The sequence below is a fragment of the Pseudomonas sp. LF020 genome (assembly GCF_053456425.1).
Genome location: NZ_JBRFIX010000006.1, coordinates 350835 through 372494, shown reverse-complemented (window position 1 = coordinate 372494; position 21660 = coordinate 350835). Strand labels below are relative to the sequence as shown.

At 59.5% G+C, this 21660-nt stretch carries 18 protein-coding genes; 15 read left to right on the top strand and 3 right to left on the bottom strand.

The genetic code is table 11. The features are described 5' to 3' along the window. Positions 1-23 precede the first annotated feature (23 nt). The 11 genes from ACU680_RS16935 (at position 24) to ACU680_RS16885 (ending at position 14121) form a co-directional block, all read left to right on the top strand. Complete coding sequence (locus tag ACU680_RS16935; RefSeq protein ID WP_367085941.1) at positions 24-2843, top strand: LPS-assembly protein LptD; 2820 nt, start codon at positions 24-26, stop codon at positions 2841-2843. After that, the gene (locus ACU680_RS16930; protein WP_123589047.1) at positions 2824-4140 is read left to right on the top strand and encodes a peptidylprolyl isomerase; all 1317 of its coding nucleotides are present in this window, start codon (positions 2824-2826) and stop codon (positions 4138-4140) included. Before ACU680_RS16935 ends, ACU680_RS16930 begins: the two co-directional genes overlap by 20 nt. Then, complete coding sequence (pdxA, locus tag ACU680_RS16925; protein ID WP_448180034.1) at positions 4137-5126, top strand: 4-hydroxythreonine-4-phosphate dehydrogenase PdxA; 990 nt, start codon at positions 4137-4139, stop codon at positions 5124-5126. The genes ACU680_RS16930 and pdxA overlap by 4 nt, the downstream gene beginning before the upstream one ends. Beyond that, positions 5123-5941, top strand: a complete 819-nt coding sequence (rsmA, locus tag ACU680_RS16920; protein WP_007966472.1) for a 16S rRNA (adenine(1518)-N(6)/adenine(1519)-N(6))-dimethyltransferase RsmA — start codon at positions 5123-5125, stop codon at positions 5939-5941. Before pdxA ends, rsmA begins: the two co-directional genes overlap by 4 nt. 114 nt (positions 5942-6055) lie before the next feature. Then, positions 6056-6436, top strand: coding sequence for a Co2+/Mg2+ efflux protein ApaG (gene apaG, locus ACU680_RS16915; RefSeq protein WP_007966474.1), 381 nt, complete (start codon positions 6056-6058; stop codon positions 6434-6436). Next, positions 6436-7317 carry a symmetrical bis(5'-nucleosyl)-tetraphosphatase gene (locus ACU680_RS16910; RefSeq protein WP_367085943.1) on the top strand — a complete coding sequence of 294 codons (882 nt, stop codon included), beginning with the start codon at positions 6436-6438 and terminating at the stop codon, positions 7315-7317. Before apaG ends, ACU680_RS16910 begins: the two co-directional genes overlap by 1 nt. 33 nt (positions 7318-7350) lie before the next feature. Then, positions 7351-7680, top strand: coding sequence for a thiosulfate sulfurtransferase GlpE (gene glpE, locus ACU680_RS16905; protein ID WP_123589042.1), 330 nt, complete (start codon positions 7351-7353; stop codon positions 7678-7680). Between the two features lie 294 nt (positions 7681-7974). Beyond that, the gene (locus ACU680_RS16900; RefSeq protein ID WP_003228848.1) at positions 7975-9897 is read left to right on the top strand and encodes a PrkA family serine protein kinase; all 1923 of its coding nucleotides are present in this window, start codon (positions 7975-7977) and stop codon (positions 9895-9897) included. Positions 9898-10003: 106 nt separating this feature from the next. Further along, a complete protein-coding gene (locus ACU680_RS16895; RefSeq protein ID WP_003228849.1) occupies positions 10004-11275 on the top strand; it encodes a YeaH/YhbH family protein in 1272 nt (423 codons plus the stop codon). After that, complete coding sequence (locus ACU680_RS16890) at positions 11272-12834, top strand: SpoVR family protein (RefSeq protein WP_007966482.1); 1563 nt, start codon at positions 11272-11274, stop codon at positions 12832-12834. The genes ACU680_RS16895 and ACU680_RS16890 overlap by 4 nt, the downstream gene beginning before the upstream one ends. Positions 12835-12897: 63 nt before the next feature. Then, positions 12898-14121 carry a multifunctional CCA addition/repair protein gene (locus tag ACU680_RS16885; protein ID WP_448180033.1) on the top strand — a complete coding sequence of 408 codons (1224 nt, stop codon included), beginning with the start codon at positions 12898-12900 and terminating at the stop codon, positions 14119-14121. Positions 14122-14209: 88 nt separating this feature from the next. Here the strand turns inward: ACU680_RS16885 and folK are convergent, their stop codons facing one another. Both folK and folB read right to left on the bottom strand, forming a co-directional pair. Further along, on the bottom strand, positions 14210-14725 hold the full coding sequence (gene folK, locus ACU680_RS16880) for a 2-amino-4-hydroxy-6-hydroxymethyldihydropteridine diphosphokinase (protein WP_367085949.1): 516 nt from the start codon (positions 14723-14725) through the stop codon (positions 14210-14212). Then, positions 14716-15072 (bottom strand): dihydroneopterin aldolase, encoded by a 357-nt coding sequence (gene folB, locus ACU680_RS16875; RefSeq protein WP_003228857.1) that lies wholly within the window; start codon positions 15070-15072, stop codon positions 14716-14718. The genes folK and folB overlap by 10 nt, the downstream gene beginning before the upstream one ends. 74 nt (positions 15073-15146) lie before the next feature. On the opposite strand from folB, the gene plsY reads away from it, so the two are divergent. After that, positions 15147-15716 (top strand): glycerol-3-phosphate 1-O-acyltransferase PlsY, encoded by a 570-nt coding sequence (gene plsY / locus ACU680_RS16870; protein WP_367085953.1) that lies wholly within the window; start codon positions 15147-15149, stop codon positions 15714-15716. A 23-nt stretch (positions 15717-15739) separates the two neighbouring features. Here the strand turns inward: plsY and tsaD are convergent, their stop codons facing one another. Further along, positions 15740-16765, bottom strand: coding sequence for a tRNA (adenosine(37)-N6)-threonylcarbamoyltransferase complex transferase subunit TsaD (gene tsaD / locus ACU680_RS16865; RefSeq protein WP_367085954.1), 1026 nt, complete (start codon positions 16763-16765; stop codon positions 15740-15742). A 199-nt stretch (positions 16766-16964) separates the two neighbouring features. Here tsaD and rpsU point away from each other — a divergent pair, with 199 nt between their 5' ends. From rpsU to rpoD, 3 genes are all read left to right on the top strand, one after another. Then, complete coding sequence (rpsU, locus tag ACU680_RS16860; RefSeq protein WP_002551877.1) at positions 16965-17180, top strand: 30S ribosomal protein S21; 216 nt, start codon at positions 16965-16967, stop codon at positions 17178-17180. Between the two features lie 481 nt (positions 17181-17661). Continuing rightward, the gene (dnaG, locus tag ACU680_RS16855) at positions 17662-19626 is read left to right on the top strand and encodes a DNA primase (protein WP_448180032.1); all 1965 of its coding nucleotides are present in this window, start codon (positions 17662-17664) and stop codon (positions 19624-19626) included. Between the two features lie 67 nt (positions 19627-19693). Beyond that, on the top strand, positions 19694-21541 hold the full coding sequence (gene rpoD / locus ACU680_RS16850) for an RNA polymerase sigma factor RpoD (RefSeq protein ID WP_007966497.1): 1848 nt from the start codon (positions 19694-19696) through the stop codon (positions 21539-21541). Positions 21542-21660: the final 119 nt, after the last annotated feature.

Sequence of the window (21660 nt, the reverse complement as noted above, 5' to 3'; positions counted from 1 at the left end):
CGCAGGAAGCCCGGACTAATAAGATGGCATTGAAATCCCCCGCGTTTCGTAAAAAATTTCCGTTGTTGGTAACCGGCAGTCTGCTGGCTATGCAACCTCTGGCCAGTCAATTCGTTGTTGCCGCCGAGCAGTATGACTGCGCCGTCTCGGCAACGGGTGGCTGGGCGTGTGCGCCCAAGACGCCGGCCGCTGCATTGCCGCCGCGTCCGGTGCATGACGGCAGTGCCGTCAGCGCCGCCGGCGAAGCCCCGGCCCAGAACGGTTCCACATCCGACACCGGCGCCAAGCCTGTGCTGGTCACCGAAGCCAAAGGCCGCGGTCTGAAATCCCGTAGCGAAGACTACAGTCACCTCGACTGGGTTCCGCGCGAGAAGCTCACCGCCGCCCAATTGGCCGAGACCGGTCCTTACTGCTCTGGTTCCTATATCGAACCGATTCGTCCTGGCATGAATGACAAGACGAATAAAAGTGACGCACCGACCTTTATCGGCGCCAAGGCCTCGCGCTACAACACCGAAGATCAGGTGGGTACGCTGGCCGGCGACGTGGTCCTGCGTCAGGGCAGCATGCAGGTCGAGTCCGACGAGGCCAGCCTGTACCAGGCCGAGAGCCGCGCCGAACTCAATGGCGACGTGCGCATTCGCGACAACGGTGCACTGATCGTCGGCGACCACGCCGATGTGCAGCTCGACACCGGTGAAGCCAAGGTCGACAACGCCGAATACGTGATGCACAAATCGCGCATCCGCGGTAACGCGCTGTACGCCAAGCGTGCCGAGAACGCGATCATTCGCTTGAAGGACGGCACATACACCACGTGCGAACCGAACAGCAACGCCTGGCAGCTCAAGGGCAACAACATCACCCTGAACCCTGCCACCGGCTTCGGTACCGCGACCAACGTGACACTGCGGGTCAAGGACATTCCGGTCCTGTACACGCCGTACATCTACTTCCCGATCGACGACCGTCGCCAATCGGGTTTCCTGCCGCCGACCATCGGCACCGGCAGCGATACCGGCTTCATGCTGGTCACCCCGTACTACTTCAACCTGGCGCCGAACTACGACGCCACGTTGTACCCGCGTTACATGAGCAAGCGCGGCATGCTGGTCGAAGGCGAGTTCCGTTACCTGACCAAGTCCAGCGAAGGCCAGTTCGGTGCGGCGTATCTGAACGACGAAGATACCGATCGCAGCAAACAGACCGATTACGAAAAAAATCGCTACATGTACAACTGGCAGCACAAGGGCGGTCTCGACTCCCGTGTGATGACTCAGGTTGACTACACCAAAATCAGCGACCCGTACTACTTCCAGGACCTGACCACCGATCAGATCGGTGTGAAGAGCGCTGACTTCGTGAACCAGCAGGGTTCGGTGACCTATCGTGGCGACTCGTATACCGCCATGTTGAACGCTCAGCAGTACCAGCTCGCGACCGTTTCGAACATCACGCCTTACGGTCGCCTGCCACAGATCACCTTCAACGGTCAGCTGCCGTATCACCCGGAAGGTTTGAACTTCGATTACGAGACCGAGCTTGTGCGGTTTGATCGTGATTTGAAAACCGGCAGATTCCTTGACGAAAACGGTGGGCCGGTCAATGCCGACGGCACCATTGGTACGCCGCGTCTCGATACCAACGTATTCGGCCTGGCGCGCGCTAACGGCGACCGTCTGAACCTGAAACCGGGTGTCAGCCTGCCAATGAACTGGACTTATGGCTTCCTGAAGCCATCGCTAAAGTACCAGTACACGCAATACCAGCTGGATCTTGATGGCCAGGGCAAACGCGACATTGCCACGCAAAACGCTGAGCAGAACAAACTCAACGGCACCTTCGACAGCAACCAGAGCCGCGGTGTACCGATCGCCAGCGTCGACAGCGGTCTGTACTTCGACCGCAACACGTCGTACTTCGGCAAGAACTATCGCCAGACCCTGGAACCGCGCCTGTTCTATCTGTATGTACCCAAGGTTGATCAGGAAGACATTCCGGTATTCGACACCAGCGAATACACCTTCAACTACGCGTCGCTGTTCCGCGACAACCGCTTCTCCGGTTCCGACCGTGTCGGCGACGAGAACAAGCTGTCGCTGGGCGTGACCAGCCGCTGGATCGAAGACGACGGTTTCGAGCGTCAACGCATCAGCGTCGGTCAGGCTTACTACTTCAAGGACCGCGAGGTACAACTGCCAGGCATTGCGTTCAAGGATCGCAAGGATGCCCAGTCCGACGTATCGCCATACGCGCTGGAATACGAATACCGCTGGAACCGCGACTGGCGTACCACGGCCGATTACAATTGGGACCCGGACAGCCGCAGCCCACGTTCCGGCAGCGCGATGTTCCACTACCAGCCTGAAGACAACCCGAACAAGGTGGTCAACGTCGGTTATCGCTATCGTAACGACCAGATCCGTTACGACCAGACCACGGGTAAATGGCAGACGGGTGGCGACTACGGCACTCCGGGCCAGGCTGGCTACGTGAAGGACTACTACAAGATCCAGCAGCATGACTTCTCGGTCATCTGGCCGATCGTTCCACAATGGAGCGCGATCAGCCGCTGGCAGTACGACTACAACCGCAACCGTACGCTGGAAGCCTTCGGTGGTTTCGAATACGACAACTGCTGCTGGAAACTGCGCCTGATCAACCGTTACTGGGTTTCCTACGACGAATTCAGTCAGGAAGCTCCGCAAAACGAAAAAGGCGACCACGGCGTCTTCCTCCAAATTGTTCTGAAGGGACTCGGCGGCCTGACTGGCGCCAAGGTAGAGAGCTTCCTCGACAAAGGCATCCAAGGTTATCGTCAACGTGAAGACCAAGCTTTCTGATTCTCTGCGCCCGCTGCTGCTGGGCGCGCTGTTCCTGGGTACTGCGGCCAACGCCGCAGTACAGTCCATCGATAAAGTGGTCGCGATCGTTGATAACGACGTGGTCATGCAGAGCCAACTGGACCAGCGCGTCCACGAAGTTCAGCAGACCATCGCCAAGCGTGGCGGCGGCATGCCGCCTCCAGGCGTGCTGGATCAGCAAGTGCTCGAGCGCTTGATCGTCGAAAACCTGCAACTGCAGATCGGCGAACGTTCCGGCATCCGCATTACCGATGAAGAACTGAACCAGGCGGTTGGCACTATTGCCCAGCGCAACAACATGACCGTGGATCAATTCCGCGCGGCTCTGGCTCACGATGGCCTGTCCTACGACGACGCCCGTGACCAGATCAAGCGCGAGATGATCATCAGCCGTGTGCGTCAGCGTCGTGTGGCAGAGCGCATCCAGGTTTCGGAGCAGGAAGTGAAGAACTTCCTCGCCTCCGATATGGGCAAGATGCAGCTGTCCGAAGAACTGCACCTGGCCAACATCCTGATCCCGACGCCGGAAAGCGCCAACTCTGATGCGATTCAGAGCGCTTACCGCCAGGCGATGGACGTTTACCAGAAGCTCAAGCAAGGCGCTGACTTCGGTCAAATGGCCGTTGCCAAGTCCGGCAGCGACAACGCCCTGGAAGGCGGCGACATGGGCTGGCGTAAAGCCGCGCAACTGCCACCGCCGTTCGACCGCGAGTTGAGCAGCATGGCGGTTGGTGACATCACTCAGCCTGCACGCACTCCGGGTGGTTTCATCATCCTCAAGTTGCTGGCCAAACGTGGTGGCGAAGCCCAGATGCGTGATGAGGTGCATGTGCGCCACATCCTGGTCAAGCCAAGCCCGATCCGTGACGAAGCCAAGACCAAGGCCCTGGTGCAATCGCTGTACGAGCGCATCCTGGCCGGTGAAGACTTCGCTGAACTGGCGAAGAACTACTCCGAAGACCCGGGTTCGGCGCTCAACGGTGGCGATCTGAACTGGATCGATCCAAACGCACTGGTACCGGAATTCCGCGAAGTGATGGCCAAGACCCCACAAGGTCAACTGTCCAAGCCGTTCCAGACTCAGTACGGCTGGCACGTTCTGGAAGTCCTTGGCCGCCGCGCCACCGACAGCACCGAGCAGGCTCGCGAGCAACAAGCGATGACCGTTCTGCGTAACAAAAAATACGATGAAGAGCTGCAAAACTGGCTGCGTCAGATTCGTGAAGAAGCCTACGTAGAAATCAAACTCCCTGGTGCAGACCAGGCAGCGCAGTGAAACCCCGGCGTTTCGCGCTGACACCCGGCGAACCAGCCGGCATCGGTCCCGACCTGTGCCTGCTGCTCGCCTCGCAAGCCCAGCCACATCCCCTGATTGCCATCACCAGCCGCGACCTGCTCACCGAGCGGGCCGCGCAGCTGGGGCTGGCCGTCACTTTGCTGGAGGTGGTACCCGGCCAGTGGCCGGACATGCCGGCACCCGCCGGCAGCCTGTACGTCTGGGACACCCCGCTGAGCGCACCCGTGGTTGCCGGGCAACTGGACAAGGCTAACGCTGCCTTCGTTCTGGAAACCCTGACCCGCGCCGGCAACGGCTGCCTGAACGGCGACTTCGCCGGGATGATCACCGCACCGGTACACAAAGGTGTGATCAACGAATCGGGCATCGCTTTCTCCGGACACACAGAATTCCTCGCCGACCTGACGCATACCGCCCAAGTGGTGATGATGCTGGCTACTCGCGGCCTGCGCGTGGCACTGGTCACCACTCACCTGCCCCTGCGCGAGATTGCCGATGCAATTACGCCGGAGCGGCTGGAACGGGTCACGCGGATTCTGCACGCCGACCTGCAAGACAAATTCGGCATCGCCCGGCCACGCATCCTGGTCTGCGGACTCAACCCGCACGCCGGCGAAGGCGGACACCTGGGCCATGAAGAAATCGACATCATCGAACCGACATTAGAGCGCCTGCGCGGCGAGGGCATGGACCTTCGTGGCCCGCTGCCTGCCGACACTCTGTTTACCCCCAAATATCTGGAGCACTGCGACGCAGTGCTGGCGATGTACCACGACCAGGGTCTGCCCGTGCTGAAGTACAAAGGCTTCGGCGCTGCGGTCAACGTGACCCTCGGCCTGCCGATCATCCGCACCTCGGTTGACCACGGCACTGCCCTGGATCTGGCCGGCAGCGGCAAGATCGACACCGGCAGCCTGCAGGTCGCCCTGGAAACCGCCTACCAGATGGCCGAGACCCGTTTATGACCGAGCAATACCAACACAAGGCGCGCAAACGCTTTGGCCAGAACTTCCTGCACGATGCCGGCGTCATCGACCGCATCCTGCGCTCCATCAGCGCCAAGCCTGACGACCGCATGCTGGAAATCGGACCGGGTCAGGGCGCGCTGACCGCCGGCATTCTCAACTCCGGTGCGCAACTCGACGTGGTCGAGCTGGACAAGGACCTGATCCCGATCCTCAACCAGCAGTTCGCCGGCAAGAGCAACTTCAACCTGCATCAGGGCGATGCGTTGAAGTTCGACTTCAACACCCTCAACGCCGCGCCGAACAGCCTGCGCGTGGTCGGCAACCTGCCGTACAACATCTCCACGCCGCTGATTTTCCACCTGCTGAACAACGCCGGCATCATTCGCGACATGCACTTCATGCTGCAAAAGGAAGTGGTCGAGCGGCTGGCGGCGGGCCCCGGTGGTGGCGACTGGGGTCGTCTGTCGATCATGGTTCAGTACCATTGCCGCGTGGAACACCTGTTCAACGTTGGCCCGGGCGCGTTCAACCCGCCGCCGAAAGTCGACTCGGCGATCGTTCGCCTGGTGCCGCACGCCGTGCTTCCGCACCCGGCCAAGGATCACAAGTTGCTGGAGCGTGTTGTGCGCGAAGCGTTCAATCAACGCCGCAAGACCCTGCGCAACACCCTCAAGCAACTGCTCAGCAATGCCGAGATAGAAGCCGCCGGTGTCGATGGCAGCCTGCGTCCGGAGCAACTGGATCTGGCCGCGTTCGTACGCCTGGCTGACCAGCTCGCCATACAAGTCCCGGCCTCCCCAGCCGCCGACTGACCGGCGATGAACGCTATCGGGCAGGACGCCACTCTGGTTTACTGCCCGATACTTGCCTAGACTGATTCCCCATCAGCTACGCCTCGCGTTCCGCTTTGCTTAAGGCCCTTTTGCATGTCCGATCCTCGTTATCAGGTCGATGTCAGTGTCGTCACTCGCTATCTGGCAGACCAATCGCAACCCGAACATGACCGCTTCGCCTTCGCCTACACCATCACCGTGCACAACAATGGCGAGCAGCCCGCCCGGCTGATGTCACGGCATTGGGTGATCACCGACGGTGACGGGCATGTCGAAGAGGTTCGCGGCGCCGGCGTGGTCGGCCAGCAACCGTTGATCGACGTTGGCAAAAGCCACACCTACAGCAGCGGCACGGTGATGACCACCAAGGTCGGCACCATGCAGGGCACCTACGAAATGGTCGCTACCGACGGCAAACATTTCGACGCGATCATCAAGCCCTTCCGCCTCGCCGTGCCCGGAGCCCTGCACTGATGACCACGTACGCCGTGGGCGATCTGCAAGGTTGCCTCGAACCGCTCAAATGTCTGCTCAAGCAAGTGGCTTTCGACCCGAAGCTCGATCGGCTGTGGCTGGTCGGTGATCTGGTCAACCGTGGCCCGCAGTCTCTTGAGACCCTGCGTTTCCTTTATGGCATGCGCGAGTCACTGGTCTGTGTGCTGGGCAACCACGACTTGCATTTGCTGGCTGTCAGCAGGCACGTCGAGCGCCTGAAAAAATCCGACACGTTGCGCGAAATCCTTGAAGCACCCGATGGCCCTGAGCTGCTTGAGTGGCTGCGTCAGCAAAAGCTTGCGCACTACGATGAGCAGCGCGATGTCGTGATGGTCCATGCCGGCATACCGCCGCAATGGTCGCTTCGTCGCGCGTTGAAGTGCGCAGGCGAAGTCGAGACCGCATTGCGCGATGACAACCTGTTTCCTGCCTTCCTCGACGGCATGTACGGCAACGAACCGGCGAAATGGGACAACGATCTCAAAGGCGTTACCCGCCTGCGCGTCATCACCAACTATTTCACCCGCATGCGCTTCTGCACCGCCGACGGCAAGCTCGATCTCAAGAGCAAGGAAGGCCTCGACAGCGCACCGCCTGGCTACAAGCCATGGTTCCAGCACAAAGAGCGCAAGACCCGCGGTCTGCGGATCATCTTCGGCCACTGGGCCGCGCTGGAAGGCGATGTTCACGAACCGGGGATCTCGGCGCTGGACACCGGCTGTGTCTGGGGCGGCAGCCTGACCCTGATGAACGTCGACAGCGGCGAGCGCGTGTCATGCAAATGCGATGAACACGGCGGGCTTGCACCATCAGTCGCACCACTTATCCCCGAAACTTCGCCAGTCAGCGCACCGCGTTAGACTGCACATTCTGCCGAGCTACAGGAACCCGCCATGAGCGAATTCAAACGTATCCCCCCGGAACAGGCCCAGGCCCTGCGTGAGCAAGGCGCCGTTGTCGTCGATGTCCGTGATCCTGCAACTTTTGCCGCCCTGCATATCAGCGGTTCGAAGCATCTGGATAACCACTCGCTGCACGCTTTCATTCAAGGTGCCGACCTCGATGCTCCGACCGTGGTCGTGTGCTACCACGGCAATTCCAGCCAGGGCGCGGCCGCCTACCTGATCAGCCAGGGCTTCTCCGACGTCTACAGCATGGACGGCGGCTTCGAACTGTGGCGTACGACTTATCCGTCGGAAACCGCGCAAGGCACCGCCGAATAATTTTTTTGTCACGTGCAGGCCCCGGCTGCCGTGGGCCTGCGCGGGGCAGACGAACGGTCTGCCACAACTAATTACGTATCTCGCCTTTACCTCTCGAATTCCCAACTATCCTTAAGCCCAGGCCATCCAAAACAGGGGAGAGCCGGTACACCGGCGCACGGGTCATCGGGAGTGACTTTCAAGGTTGTCGACCGCGAAAGTGTTCTGGGGGGTAAACAAGCGGCCACCGCGGCTGCTTGCCAGCATCGACTGAGTGATCCGGCGTCGGCTCCACGTATCGAGCGAGGTGACGTCATGAGTATCTTTAGCCACTTCCAACAACGCTTCGAGTCCACACGCCAGGAAGAACTCTCGCTGCAGGAGTACCTGGAGCTGTGCAAAAAGGATCGCAGCGCTTACGTTTCCGCCGCCGAGCGTCTATTGATGGCTATTGGCGAACCCGAGCTGCTCGACACGTCGACCAACTCGCGGCTGTCGCGGATATTCTCCAACAAGGTGATACGTCGCTATCCGGCCTTTGAAGACTTCCACGGGATGGAAGAATGCATCGACCAGATCGTCTCGTATTTCCGCCATGCCGCCCAAGGCCTGGAAGAGAAGAAACAGATCCTCTATCTGCTCGGCCCCGTCGGTGGCGGTAAATCGTCCCTGGCCGAGAAGCTGAAACAGTTAATGGAGAAAGTGCCCTTCTACGCGATCAAGGGCTCGCCGGTATTCGAATCGCCTCTGGGTCTGTTCAACGCCACCGAAGATGGCGCGATCCTCGAGGAAGACTTCGGCATCCCACGGCGCTACCTGAACACCATTATGTCGCCGTGGGCGACCAAACGCCTGGCCGAGTTCGGCGGCGACATCAGTCAGTTCCGTGTGGTCAAGCTGTACCCGTCGATCCTCAACCAGATCGCCGTGGCCAAGACCGAACCGGGCGACGAGAACAACCAGGACATCTCGGCGCTGGTGGGCAAGGTCGACATCCGCAAACTCGAGGAATACCCACAGAACGACGCCGACGCCTACAGCTACTCCGGTGCGCTGTGCCGGGCCAACCAGGGCCTGATGGAATTCGTCGAAATGTTCAAGGCACCGATCAAGGTGCTGCATCCATTGCTGACCGCCACCCAGGAAGGCAACTACAACAGTACCGAAGGTCTGGGGGCGATTCCGTTCACCGGGATCCTGCTCGCGCACTCCAACGAATCGGAATGGCACACCTTCCGCAACAACAAGAACAACGAAGCGTTCATCGACCGGATCTACATCGTCAAAGTGCCGTACTGCCTGCGGGTCAGCGACGAGGTGAAGATCTACGACAAATTGCTGTTCAACAGTTCGCTGGCCAAGGCCCATTGCGCACCCGACACTCTGAAGATGCTGGCGCAGTTCACCGTGCTGTCGCGCCTCAAAGAGCCGGAAAACTCCAACATCTATTCGAAGATGCGTGTCTACGACGGGGAAAACCTCAAGGACACTGATCCAAAGGCCAAGTCGATCCAGGAATATCGCGACTCGGCCGGCGTCGACGAAGGCATGAACGGTCTGTCGACCCGTTTTGCGTTCAAGATCCTGTCCAAGGTGTTCAACTTCGATCCGCATGAAATCGCCGCCAACCCGGTGCACCTGCTGTATGTGCTGGAGCAGCAGATCGAGCAGGAACAGTTCCAGGCCGAGACCCGCGAGCGCTACCTGCGCTACCTCAAGGAGTACCTGGCGCCGCGTTATATCGAATTCATCGGCAAGGAGATCCAGACCGCTTATCTCGAGTCTTACAGCGAGTACGGGCAGAACATCTTCGACCGCTACGTGCTGTATGCGGACTTCTGGATTCAGGATCAGGAATACCGCGATCCGGAAACCGGCGAGATTCTCAACCGCGTCGCTTTGAACGAAGAGCTGGAGAAAATCGAGAAACCGGCCGGCATCAGCAATCCGAAGGATTTCCGCAACGAAATCGTCAACTTCGTGTTGCGTGCCCGGGCCAACAACAACGGCAAGAACCCGACCTGGCTCAGCTACGAGAAACTGCGGGTGGTCATCGAGAAGAAAATGTTCTCGAACACCGAAGACCTGCTGCCAGTCATCAGCTTCAACGCCAAGGCCAGCAAAGAGGATCAACAGAAACACAACGACTTCGTTACTCGAATGGTCGAACGCGGCTACACCGACAAACAGGTAAGACTTCTGTCCGAATGGTACCTACGGGTCCGGAAATCGCAGTAAAACAGCTACAAGCTTCTAGCTACGAGCTGCAAGAAAAGGCATGTGAACGCTGTGCTTCTACTTGCGGCTCGCAGCTCACAACTTGAAGCTGCCCGGAGGGCCACGTATGAGTTATGTGATCGACCGACGTCTCAATGGCAAGAACAAGAGCACGGTGAACCGCCAGCGCTTCCTGCGGCGTTACCGTGACCACATCAAGAAGGCTGTCGAAGAGGCGGTCAGCCGCCGCTCCATTACCGACATGGAGCACGGCGAACAGATCAGCATTCCCGGTCGCGATATCGACGAACCGGTGCTTCACCATGGCCGCGGCGGCAAGCAGACCGTGGTTCATCCCGGCAACAAGGAATTCACTGCCGGCGAACATATCGCCAGGCCACCCGGTGGTGGCGGCGGGCGCGGGCCGGGCAAGGCCGGCAACTCTGGCGAGGGCATGGACGAATTCGTCTTCCAGATCACTCAGGAGGAATTCCTCGAGTTCATGTTCGAAGACCTCGAACTGCCGAACCTGGTCAAACGCAACCTGAGCGGCACCGACACCTTCAAGACCGTGCGCGCGGGGATCAGCAACGAGGGCAACCCGTCGCGGATCAACATCATCCGCACCCTGCGCTCGGCCCATGCCCGGCGCATTGCGCTGTCCGGCAGCAGCCGCGCCAAACTACGTGAAGCCAAAGAGGAACTGGCGCGATTAAAGCGCGAAGAGCCGGACAACTTCGGCGATATCCAGGAACTTGAAGCAGAAATCGAAAAACTCAGCGCGCGCATCCACCGCGTGCCGTTCCTCGATACGTTCGACCTCAAATACAACCTGTTGATCAAGCAACCCAACCCCAGCTCGAAAGCGGTGATGTTCTGCCTGATGGACGTTTCTGGCTCCATGACCCAGGCGACCAAAGACATCGCCAAGCGCTTTTTCATCCTGTTGTATCTGTTCTTGAAGCGGAACTACGACAAGATCGACGTCGTGTTCATCCGCCATCACACCAGCGCCCGGGAAGTGGACGAGGAAGAGTTTTTCTATTCACGGGAAACCGGCGGCACCATCGTCTCCAGCGCCCTGAAGCTGATGCAGGAGATCATGGCCGAGCGCTACCCGAGCAACGAATGGAACATCTACGCCGCGCAGGCTTCCGACGGCGACAACTGGAACGATGACTCGCCGATCTGCCGCGACATCCTGATCAATCAGATCATGCCGTTTGTGCAGTACTACACTTATGTGGAGATCACCCCGCGCGAACACCAGGCCCTCTGGTACGAATACGAACGCATCGCCGAAGCCTTTTCCGACACGTTTGCCCAGCAGCAACTGGTCTCGGCCGGGGATATCTATCCGGTCTTCCGTGAACTCTTCCAGCGCAGGTTAGTGACATGACCGCCAAAGAGCAGAAACGCCAACCCATTTCCACCGGCTCCGAATGGACGTTCGAGCTGATTCAGGCCTACGACCGCGAGATCGCCCGTATCGCGGCCGGCTATGCCCTGGACACCTATCCCAACCAGATCGAAGTGATCACCGCCGAGCAGATGATGGATGCCTATGCCTCGGTCGGCATGCCACTGGGCTATCACCACTGGTCCTACGGCAAGCACTTCCTCAGTACCGAAAAATCCTACAGCCGCGGCCAGATGGGGCTGGCCTACGAGATCGTGATCAATTCGGATCCGTGCATCGCCTATCTGATGGAAGAAAACACCATCTGCATGCAGGCACTGGTGGTGGCTCACGCGTGCTACGGCCACAACAGTTTTTTCAAGGGCAACTACCTGTTCCGCACCTGGACCGATGCCAGTTCGATCATCGATTACCTGGTATTTGCCAAGCAGTACATCATGCAATGCGAGGAGCGCCACGGCATCGATGCGGTGGAGGACCTGCTCGACTCCTGCCATGCGCTGATGAACTACGGTGTCGACCGCTACAAGCGTCCGTACCCGATTTCCGCCGAGGAAGAACGCCGTCGGCAGAAGGATCGTGAAGAACACATGCAAAAGCAGATCAACGATCTGTGGCGCACCATTCCCAAAGGCGCGGACAAGTACAGCGACAAGGACAACGCCCGGTTCCCGGCCGAGCCGCAGGAAAATATCCTGTATTTCATCGAGAAGCACGCGCCGTTGCTGGAGCCGTGGCAACGGGAGATCGTGCGGATCGTGCGCAAGATCGCCCAGTATTTTTATCCACAGCGCCAGACCCAGGTGATGAACGAAGGCTGGGCCACGTTCTGGCATTACACGCTGATGAACGATCTGTACGACGAAGGACTGGTGACCGACGGATTCATGATGGAATTCCTCACCTCGCACACCAGTGTGGTGTTCCAGCCGGGTTTCGACAGCCCTTATTACAGCGGGATCAACCCTTACGCACTGGGTTTTGCGATGTATCGCGACATCCGCCGCATGTGTGAAGAACCTACCGAGGAGGATCGCCGCTGGTTTCCGGACATCGCTGGCTCGGACTGGCTGTCGACGATCAAGTTCGCGATGAGCAGCTTCAAGGACGAGAGCTTCATCCTGCAGTACCTGTCACCCAAAGTGATCCGTGATCTGAAGTTGTTCAGCATTCTCGATGATGATCAGAAGGACGATTTGCTGGTCCCGGCGATCCATGACGAAACCGGCTACCGGATCATCCGTGAAACCCTGGCCGCGCAGTACAACCTTGGCAACCGCGAGCCGAACGTGCAGATCTACAGCATCGACCGACGCGGCGACCGCTCGCTGACCCTGCGCCACCAGCAACATGACCGCAAACCTTTGGGCGACTCCACTGACGAGGTACTGAAACATCTGCACCGCTTGTGGGGCTTCGACATTCATCTGGAGACCCTGCAGGGTGACCAGATCATGAAAACCCACCACGTACCGCCACGCAGTGAACACAGTGAAGGGGATTACGGCAGGCTTGATCTGGCCGTCATTCATCTTTGATCTGGTTCTGACCTCCGAAAGTCTGGCACAAGGGTTATCCTGTCGGGCCAACGGAGGTTTTTTATGCAGATTTACAAGGTCGGCGGCGCGGTACGTGATCGCTTGCTCGGGCTACCGGTTACCGATGTCGATTGGGTGGTGGTCGGGGCCACCACCGAAGAGATGCTCGCCCAGGGCTATCGCCCGGTCGGCGCGGATTTTCCGGTGTTCCTTCATCCCAGGACCGGCGAGGAATACGCCCTCGCCCGCACCGAGCGCAAAAGCGGTCGCGGCTATGGCGGCTTCACTTTTCACGCCAGCCCCGACGTCACCCTTGAAGAAGACCTTATTCGCCGCGATCTGACGATCAACGCGATGGCCGAGGATGATCAGCACAATCTGACCGATCCCTATCACGGCCAACGCGACCTTGAAGAACGTATTCTGCGCCACGTATCCCCGGCGTTTGCAGAAGATCCGCTCCGTGTACTGCGAGTTGCCCGATTTGCAGCGCGCTATGCCGGACTGGGGTTCACTGTCGCACCTGAAACGCTGGCACTGATGCGGCAACTCAGCGAATCCGGCGAACTGCAGGCATTGACTGCCGAACGCAGCTGGAAAGAAATCTCCCGCGCGCTGATGGAAGATCAGCCGCAGGTGTTCATTCAGGTACTTCGCGACTGTGGCGCGCTGAACGTACTGATGCCGGAAGTGGATGCGCTTTTTGGCGTGCCGCAGCCGGAGGCGCATCACCCGGAAATCGATACCGGGCTGCACACCCTCAGCGTGCTGGAGCAATCGGCACGGCACAAACAACCGCTGACAGTGCGCTGGGCCTGCCTGCTGCACGACCTGGGCAAAGGCCTGACCCCGGAAGAGGAGTGGCCGCGGCACATCGCCCATGAGCACACCGGGTTGAAGCTGATCAAGGCAGTCAACGAACGTTTCAAGGCACCGAAGGATTGTCAGGAGTTGGCCTTGCTTGTCGGCAAGTACCACACCCACGGCCATCGCGCCCTGGAGCTGAAGGCATCGACCTTGCTGGAGCTGCTGCAGAGTTTTGACGTGTATCGCCGACCGCAGCGTTTCGAGGAATTCATCGTCGCGTGCGAGATGGATGCGCGCGGGCGCAAGGGGCTGGAACAGCGCAGTTATCCACAGGCGGATTATTTGCGTGGGGCGGCCAGTGTGGCACGCGGGGTGGCGGTGCAGCCGCTGCTGGAGAAGGGATTCAAAGGCCCGGAACTGGGTGAAGCGCTGAAGCGAGAACGACTGAAGGCTTTGAAGACGTACAAAGAGAACGCTTGAAGCAAGATCAAAAGATCGCCTGCGGCAGCTCCTACATGGAAACGCGCATCCCCGTGCAGGAGCTGCCGCAGGCTGCGATCTTTTGCTTTTAAAGACTCGGCGGGGTCAATTGCTCGCCACGCCATTCAAACCCCACCGGCGCCAACACCTGATCAATCTGCGCCTCGGCCCACAACGTCGCGAAGCTTTTTCCCACGCCAGGATGCACCCGATCCGGCGCAATCAGCGACAGCGGCCACAGCACAAAGGCGTTTTTCAGGATTTCGGCGCGCGGCAGAATCAAACCGTCGAAATTACCGGTCAGATCGCCGTATAACAAAACGTCGATATCCAGCGGTAGACCCTTGCGATCCGGCGCATAGCGACCATTGTCGGCTTCGATGAATTTCAGGCGCCGATCCAGCTCCACCAAGGGCAGATCGGTAAACGCCGAGACCACGAAATTGAAGAACGGCCCGCTCTTGATCCCCACCGGCTGGCTCTCGAACACCGCCGAACAGCGGATATCCACCAGAAACGTCGCCAAGGCGTCGAGCCCGGCGCGCAAATGGGTTTCGCGCTCGATATTGCTACCGAGCCCGAGGTACACCTGAGTCAGCGACATCCGCGCTCGATCTCCACACCCACGCCACCCTTGGCGGCCGGCACGGCGCCCGGCTTGGTCAGCTTCAGGCGAACCCAGGTGATCTTGAATTCGGCCATCAGCACTTCGACCAGGCGCTCGGCAAAGGTCTCGACCAGTTGATATTGGGATTGCTCGGCAAACGCCTGGATGCGCGTGGAAACGCTGGCGTAATCGAGCGCCAGGGTCAGGTCATCACCAGCCGCAGCCGGACGATTGTCCCAGGCGAAGCTCAGATCAAGACGCAGGCACTGTCGGATGCCGCGCTCCCAGTCGTAGGCACCGATCACGGTGTCGACTTCCAGGCCCTCGATAAACACTCTGTCCAAGCACTTTTCTCCACTGCACGACAAGGGCGCAATGCGCCGTTAGAATCAGGGCGTCCTCGCCCGGAATGGTTAGCATGTTTTGGTTACTGGCGATCTTCGCCTACCTGCTCGGCTCTCTGTCCTTCGCCATTTTGCTCAGCCGCCTGACCGGAAATCCGGATCCGCGAATGAGTGGCTCGGGTAATGCCGGCGCCACCAACATGCTGCGCCTGGTCGGTCGCAAACTGGCGATCCTGACCCTGCTGGGTGATCTGTGCAAAGGCCTGGTGCCGGTGCTGATCGCAGCGGCCGCTGGCCTTTCGCTGCAGGATCAGGCCTGGATCGGCGTGTGCGCCGTGATCGGTCACCTGTTCCCGCTGTATTTCCGTTTTCGCGGCGGCAAAGGCGTCGCTACGGCCGCCGGCATGCTGCTGGGCCTGTATCCACCCGCCGCGCTGCTGGCGGTATGCGCCTGGTTGCTGACGTTCTACCTGACCCGTACCAGCTCGCTGGCGGCGCTGATCGCCACGCCCCTGACCTTGCCCTTACTCGCGTGGCAAGAACCGGAAGCGCTGCTGCCGATGAGCGCGCTGACACTGCTGATCGTCTGGCGCCACCGCGGCAATCTACGCGACCTGTTTGCCGGGCGCGAACGGCATTTTTAAATACCGCTCAGCCACACCGCCAATCACAGCGCCGACAACTGCTCCATCGGCCAGCGTGCCTGCACGCTGATCGCCAGACTTTCCTGTTGACCGGCCTGCAAACGCTGACAACCGGCAAACGCGATCATCGCGCCATTGTCGGTGCAGAACTCGGGACGGGCGTAGAACACGTCGCCCTGCATGTCACCGAGCATTTTCTCAAGGGAAACACGCAAAGCCTTGTTGGCGCTGACGCCGCCAGCGATCACCAGACGCTTCATTCCCGCCTGTTTCAGGGCACGCTTGCACTTGATGGTCAGAGTCTCCACCACGGCCTGCTGGAACGCCAGCGCGATGTCGCAACGGGCTTGCTCGCTGTCGTCCCCGGCGCTGACGCATTGCTGCCAGGTGTTGAGGGCGAAGGTTTTCAAGCCGCTGAAGCTGAAATCCAGGCCCGGGCGATCGCACATCGGACGCGGGAAGGTAAAACGTCCTGCAACGCCCTTCTCCGCCAGTTTGGCGATTTCCGGCCCACCCGGATAATTGAGGCCCATCATTTTTGCGGTTTTGTCGAACGCTTCACCGGCGGCATCGTCGAGGGTCTCGCCGAGCAGGCCGTATTGGCCAATACCATCGACCTGAACCAGCTGCGTATGCCCCCCGGAAACCAACAAAGCGACGAACGGGAATTCCGGCGGTTTTGGCTCCAGCATCGGCGCCAGCAAGTGGCCCTCCATGTGGTGCACACCAAGTGCCGGAATGCCCCAGGCAAACGCCAGCGCCTGGGCGCACGAAGCTCCCACCAGCAGCGCCCCGACCAGGCCCGGGCCCGCGGTGTAGGCGATGGCATCGATCTCGGTCGGCACGCAGTCAGCCTCGGCCAACACCTGACGAATCAAGGGCAGCATGCGTTTGACGTGGTCACGCGAGGCCAGCTCCGGCACCACACCGCCATAGACGCGGTGCAGGTCGATCTGGCTGAACAGCGCGTCGGCCAGCAGGCCGCGTTCGCTGTCGTATAATGCGACGCCGGTTTCGTCGCAGGAGGTTTCTAATCCCAGTACTAGCATGGGTTTGCGCCTTGTTTAGGCTGAATTCGAAGGCGCGCATAATAGTCGCCACGCGATGCCCCGACTAGCGGTTTTCGATCAGAGGCTTTGCATTCCGAGCGATGAGGGGTTAACATCCGCAACCCTTAAAAACCGACGTCTTCAAGTGCTCTTTTGCCGCGAGGATGTTGACCCCGGTAATGAATGAAGGTAGCTCTGGATGCCAGCCGTCAAAGTTAAAGAGAACGAACCCTTCGACGTAGCTCTGCGTCGTTTCAAGCGCTCCTGCGAAAAAGCCGGTGTACTGGCTGAAGTTCGTAGCCGCGAATTTTACGAGAAGCCAACTTCTGAGCGTAAGCGCAAAGCAGCAGCCGCTGTTAAGCGTCACGCCAAGAAAGTTCAGCGCGAACAGCGCCGTGCCGTTCGTCTGTACTAATACACAGACGATCGTAGCAAGCTTCTTGCCTAAGCCCGGCCCTCAGCCGGGCTAATGGCATTTGCGTAAAACGCTTGATGCTTCACCGTCGAAGCCGCACACGCGACTGAGACAAATCCGCTTCACGCGTCAGACCTGGCTCTTTTGCCAGCGGTGCACGTCTTTTCTGACGAGCCTTTCAAGGCTACTGACGAGCACACCCACTGATTCCTCTCACGACGATCAGCCCAAGGCACCCGCACGCGTGCCCGCTTTATTGAGCTATCCGAGGCCATTTATCGGCCGTCAGCGGATTCAGCGCAACACTTTCAAATAGTCGAAGACTGATTGGTACTAACGTCAGTGGATTTTCGGCAGATACACTTCCCGACAGCGATCACGCAAACGACACCGGTCGAGCCGCCCATTTTGTGCGCTTCACTCAAGACCTGCGTCCGGCCGCCCTTCGCATCGGACTCATTACAGCACAGACGAGAACGCCATGGCCGGGCTGATTCCCCAGAGCTTTATTGACGACCTCCTGAACCGCACCGACATCGTCGATGTGGTCAGCTCGCGCGTGCAACTGAAAAAGGCCGGCAAGAATTACACTGCCTGCTGCCCGTTCCATAAAGAGAAAACCCCATCGTTCAGCGTCAGCCCGGACAAGCAGTTCTATTACTGCTTCGGCTGCGGCGCCGGCGGCAACGCCCTCGGCTTTCTCATGGACCACGACAACCTGGATTTCCCCCAGGCCGTCGAGGATCTGGCCAAAGCCGCCGGCATGGAAATCCCGCGTGAAGAAAGCGGCCGCCCGCACAAACCGCGGCAGCCGACCGATTCGCCGCTGTATCCGCTGCTCACCGCCGCCGCCGATTTTTACCGGCAGGCGCTCAAGAGCCATCCGGCGCGCAAGGCTGCGGTGGATTACCTCAAGGGCCGCGGGCTGACCGGCGAGATCGCCCGGGACTTCGGCCTCGGCTTCGCGCCGCCGGGCTGGGACAACCTGTTCAAGCATTTGAGCAGCGACACTTTGCAGCAGAAGGCCATGATCGACGCCGGACTGCTGATCGAGAACGCCGAAACCGGCAAACGCTATGACCGCTTCCGCGATCGCGTGATGTTCCCGATTCGCGACACCCGCGGCCGGATCATCGCTTTCGGTGGCCGGGTACTGGGTGACGACAAGCCGAAATACCTGAACTCGCCGGAAACCCCGGTCTTCCATAAAGGCCAGGAACTCTACGGCCTCTATGAAGCACGCAAGAACAACCGCAACCTCGACGAAATCATCGTCGTCGAAGGTTATATGGACGTCATCGCCCTCGCCCAGCAAGGCTTGCGCAATGCCGTCGCGACCCTGGGCACAGCGACCAGCGAAGAACACCTCAAGCGCCTGTTTCGCGTCGTGCCAAACGTATTGTTCTGCTTCGACGGTGACCAGGCCGGCCGCAACGCTGCATGGCGCGCGCTGGAAGCGACACTGCCGTGCCTGCAGGACGGGCGCCGTGCGCGCTTCCTGTTTCTGCCCGAAGGCGAAGACCCGGACACCCTGGTTCGCGCCGAAGGCACTGACGCCTTCAAGGCCCGAATCAACCAACATGCGCAGCCGCTGGCGGACTATTTTTTCCAGCAACTGACCGAAGAAGCCGATCCGCGCTCGCTCGAAGGCAAGGCTCACATGGCTACCCTCGCCGCGCCGCTGATCGACAAAGTGCCGGGCGCGAACCTGCGCATTCTGATGCGTCAGCGCCTGACCGAAATCACCGGCCTGAGCAGCGAAACCGTCAGCCAGCTGGCTCAAAGCGCGCCGCAGGAAGCGCCGCCCGCGTACGATCCGGGCATCGATTACGACGCAATGCCGGACTACAGCGACTACCATCAGCCGCAGGCACAGGACATGTATGTGCCGCAGCAGGAGTGGACGCCGAAGAAACCCGGCGCCAGCGGCAAGAAATGGGACAAGAAACCCTGGGACAAGAATGGCAAGCGGGGCGGCGATCGCGATCAACAACGCCCGCGCACGCCGATTGGCGTCGAATCGCCGACCCTGACTGCCCTGCGTACATTGCTGCATCACCCGCAACTGGCCGAGCGCGTCGAAGACGCCGGGCACATTGCGGATGAAAATCAGACCAACGCACAGTTGCTTGTGGCACTGCTCGAAGCCGTACAGAAGAATCCCAAGCTAAACTCATTTCAGTTGATCGCGCGATGGCACGGCACTGAACAGGGTCGCCTGCTCAAGGCGCTGGCGGAAAAGGAGTGGCTGATTGACGGAGAAAACCTTGAACAACAGTTTTTCGACACCATTACTAGCTTGTCAGCCCGCCAACGCGAGCGAAATCTGGAACAGTTGCTCAGGAAAGCGCGTCAAAGCGAACTGAGCGCCGAAGAGAAAAATCAACTGCGCGACCTTTTAAGTCGCAATGTTTCCGCATCAAACCCGACCTCAACTGGCGCGTGAGGTCATAGCTCAGGTATAATCCTCGGCTTGTTTTTTGCCCGCCAAGACCTTCAGTGGATAGGGTGTTATGTCCGGAAAAGCGCAACAGCAGTCTCGTATTATTGAGTTGATCAAACTGGGTCGTGAGCAGAAGTATCTGACTTACGCCGAGGTCAACGACCACCTGCCCGAGGATATTTCAGATCCGGAGCAGGTGGAAGACATCATCCGCATGATTAACGACATGGGGATCCCCGTACACGAGAGTGCTCCGGATGCGGACGCCCTTATGTTGGCCGACGCCGATACCGACGAGGCCGCTGCGGAAGAAGCAGCCGCCGCGTTGGCAGCGGTGGAGACCGATATCGGTCGCACCACTGACCCAGTGCGCATGTACATGCGTGAAATGGGTACGGTCGAGCTTCTGACTCGTGAAGGCGAAATCGAAATCGCCAAACGTATCGAAGAGGGCATCCGTGAAGTGATGAGCGCTATTGCGCACTTCCCTGGCACGGTTGACCACATTCTCTCCGAGTACACTCGCGTCACCACCGAAGGTGGTCGCCTGTCCGACGTTCTGAGCGGTTACATCGATCCGGACGACGGCATTGCGCCGCCGGCCGCCGAAGTGCCACCGCCGATCGACGCGAAAGCCGCCAAGGCTGACGACGATACCGACGACGACGACGCAGAAGCTTCGGATGACGAAGAAGAAGCCGAAAGCGGTCCGGATCCGGTCATCGCTGCCCAGCGTTTCGGCGCTGTGTCCGATCAGATGGAAATCACCCGCAAGGCCCTGAAAAAGCACGGTCGTCACAACAAGGCAGCGATTGCCGAGTTGCTGGCCCTGGCCGAGCTGTTCATGCCGATCAAACTGGTGCCGAAGCAATTCGAAGCCCTGGTCGAGCGTGTTCGCAGTGCCCTGGATCGTCTGCGTCAGCAAGAGCGCGCGATCATGCAACTGTGTGTACGTGATGCACGTATGCCACGCGCCGATTTCCTGCGTCAGTTCCCGGGCAACGAAGTCGACGAAAGCTGGTCCGACGCCCTGGCCAAAGGCAAGAGCAAATACGCCGAAGCCATTGGTCGCGTACAGCCGGACATCATCCGTTGCCAGCAGAAACTGATTGCGCTGGAAACCGAGACCGGCCTGACCATCGCTGAAATCAAGGACATCAACCGTCGCATGTCGATCGGTGAGGCCAAGGCCCGCCGCGCGAAGAAAGAGATGGTTGAAGCCAACCTGCGTCTGGTGATCTCGATCGCCAAGAAGTACACCAACCGCGGCCTGCAATTCCTCGATCTGATCCAGGAAGGCAACATCGGTCTGATGAAAGCGGTGGACAAGTTCGAATACCGTCGTGGTTACAAGTTCTCGACTTATGCCACCTGGTGGATCCGTCAGGCGATCACTCGCTCGATCGCCGACCAGGCCCGCACCATCCGTATTCCGGTGCACATGATCGAGACGATCAACAAGCTCAACCGCATTTCCCGCCAGATGCTGCAGGAAATGGGTCGCGAACCGACCCCGGAAGAGCTGGGCGAACGCATGGAAATGCCTGAGGACAAGATCCGCAAGGTATTGAAGATCGCTAAAGAGCCGATCTCCATGGAAACCCCGATCGGTGATGACGAAGACTCCCATCTGGGCGACTTCATCGAAGACTCGACCATGCAGTCGCCAATCGATGTTGCGACCGTTGAGAGCCTGAAAGAAGCGACTCGCGAAGTGTTGTCCGGCCTCACTGCCCGTGAAGCCAAGGTACTGCGCATGCGTTTCGGTATCGACATGAACACCGACCACACACTCGAAGAAGTGGGCAAACAGTTTGACGTAACGCGTGAGCGGATCCGTCAGATCGAAGCCAAGGCGCTGCGCAAGCTGCGCCACCCGACGCGAAGCGAGCATCTGCGCTCCTTCCTCGACGAGTGATACCAGAACCCCCGGCCCAGGCCGGGGGTTTTGTTTATGTGGCAGATTAAATTCCTCGCGCAGCCCCTCCCCTGCATACCCCGTCTACACTCGAAGCAATGAATCCCGTGTCCTAACGA

Excerpts from the sequence above, each read along its gene's own strand:
- rsmA (WP_007966472.1), top strand. The coding sequence starts at position 5,123 with ATGACCGAGCAATACCAACACAAGGCGCGCAAACGCTTTGGCCAGAAC.
- ACU680_RS16935 (WP_367085941.1), top strand. The coding sequence starts at position 24 with ATGGCATTGAAATCCCCCGCGTTTCGTAAAAAATTTCCGTTGTTGGTA.
- rpoD (WP_007966497.1), top strand. The coding sequence starts at position 19,694 with ATGTCCGGAAAAGCGCAACAGCAGTCTCGTATTATTGAGTTGATCAAA.
- dnaG (WP_448180032.1), top strand. The coding sequence starts at position 17,662 with ATGGCCGGGCTGATTCCCCAGAGCTTTATTGACGACCTCCTGAACCGC.
- plsY (WP_367085953.1), top strand. The coding sequence starts at position 15,147 with ATGTTTTGGTTACTGGCGATCTTCGCCTACCTGCTCGGCTCTCTGTCC.
- tsaD (WP_367085954.1), bottom strand. The coding sequence starts at position 16,765 with ATGCTAGTACTGGGATTAGAAACCTCCTGCGACGAAACCGGCGTCGCA.
- folK (WP_367085949.1), bottom strand. The coding sequence starts at position 14,725 with ATGTCGCTGACTCAGGTGTACCTCGGGCTCGGTAGCAATATCGAGCGC.
- rpsU (WP_002551877.1), top strand. The coding sequence starts at position 16,965 with ATGCCAGCCGTCAAAGTTAAAGAGAACGAACCCTTCGACGTAGCTCTG.
- glpE (WP_123589042.1), top strand. The coding sequence starts at position 7,351 with ATGAGCGAATTCAAACGTATCCCCCCGGAACAGGCCCAGGCCCTGCGT.
- apaG (WP_007966474.1), top strand. The coding sequence starts at position 6,056 with ATGTCCGATCCTCGTTATCAGGTCGATGTCAGTGTCGTCACTCGCTAT.
- ACU680_RS16890 (WP_007966482.1), top strand. The coding sequence starts at position 11,272 with ATGACCGCCAAAGAGCAGAAACGCCAACCCATTTCCACCGGCTCCGAA.
- ACU680_RS16910 (WP_367085943.1), top strand. The coding sequence starts at position 6,436 with ATGACCACGTACGCCGTGGGCGATCTGCAAGGTTGCCTCGAACCGCTC.
- ACU680_RS16900 (WP_003228848.1), top strand. The coding sequence starts at position 7,975 with ATGAGTATCTTTAGCCACTTCCAACAACGCTTCGAGTCCACACGCCAG.
- ACU680_RS16885 (WP_448180033.1), top strand. The coding sequence starts at position 12,898 with ATGCAGATTTACAAGGTCGGCGGCGCGGTACGTGATCGCTTGCTCGGG.
- ACU680_RS16895 (WP_003228849.1), top strand. The coding sequence starts at position 10,004 with ATGAGTTATGTGATCGACCGACGTCTCAATGGCAAGAACAAGAGCACG.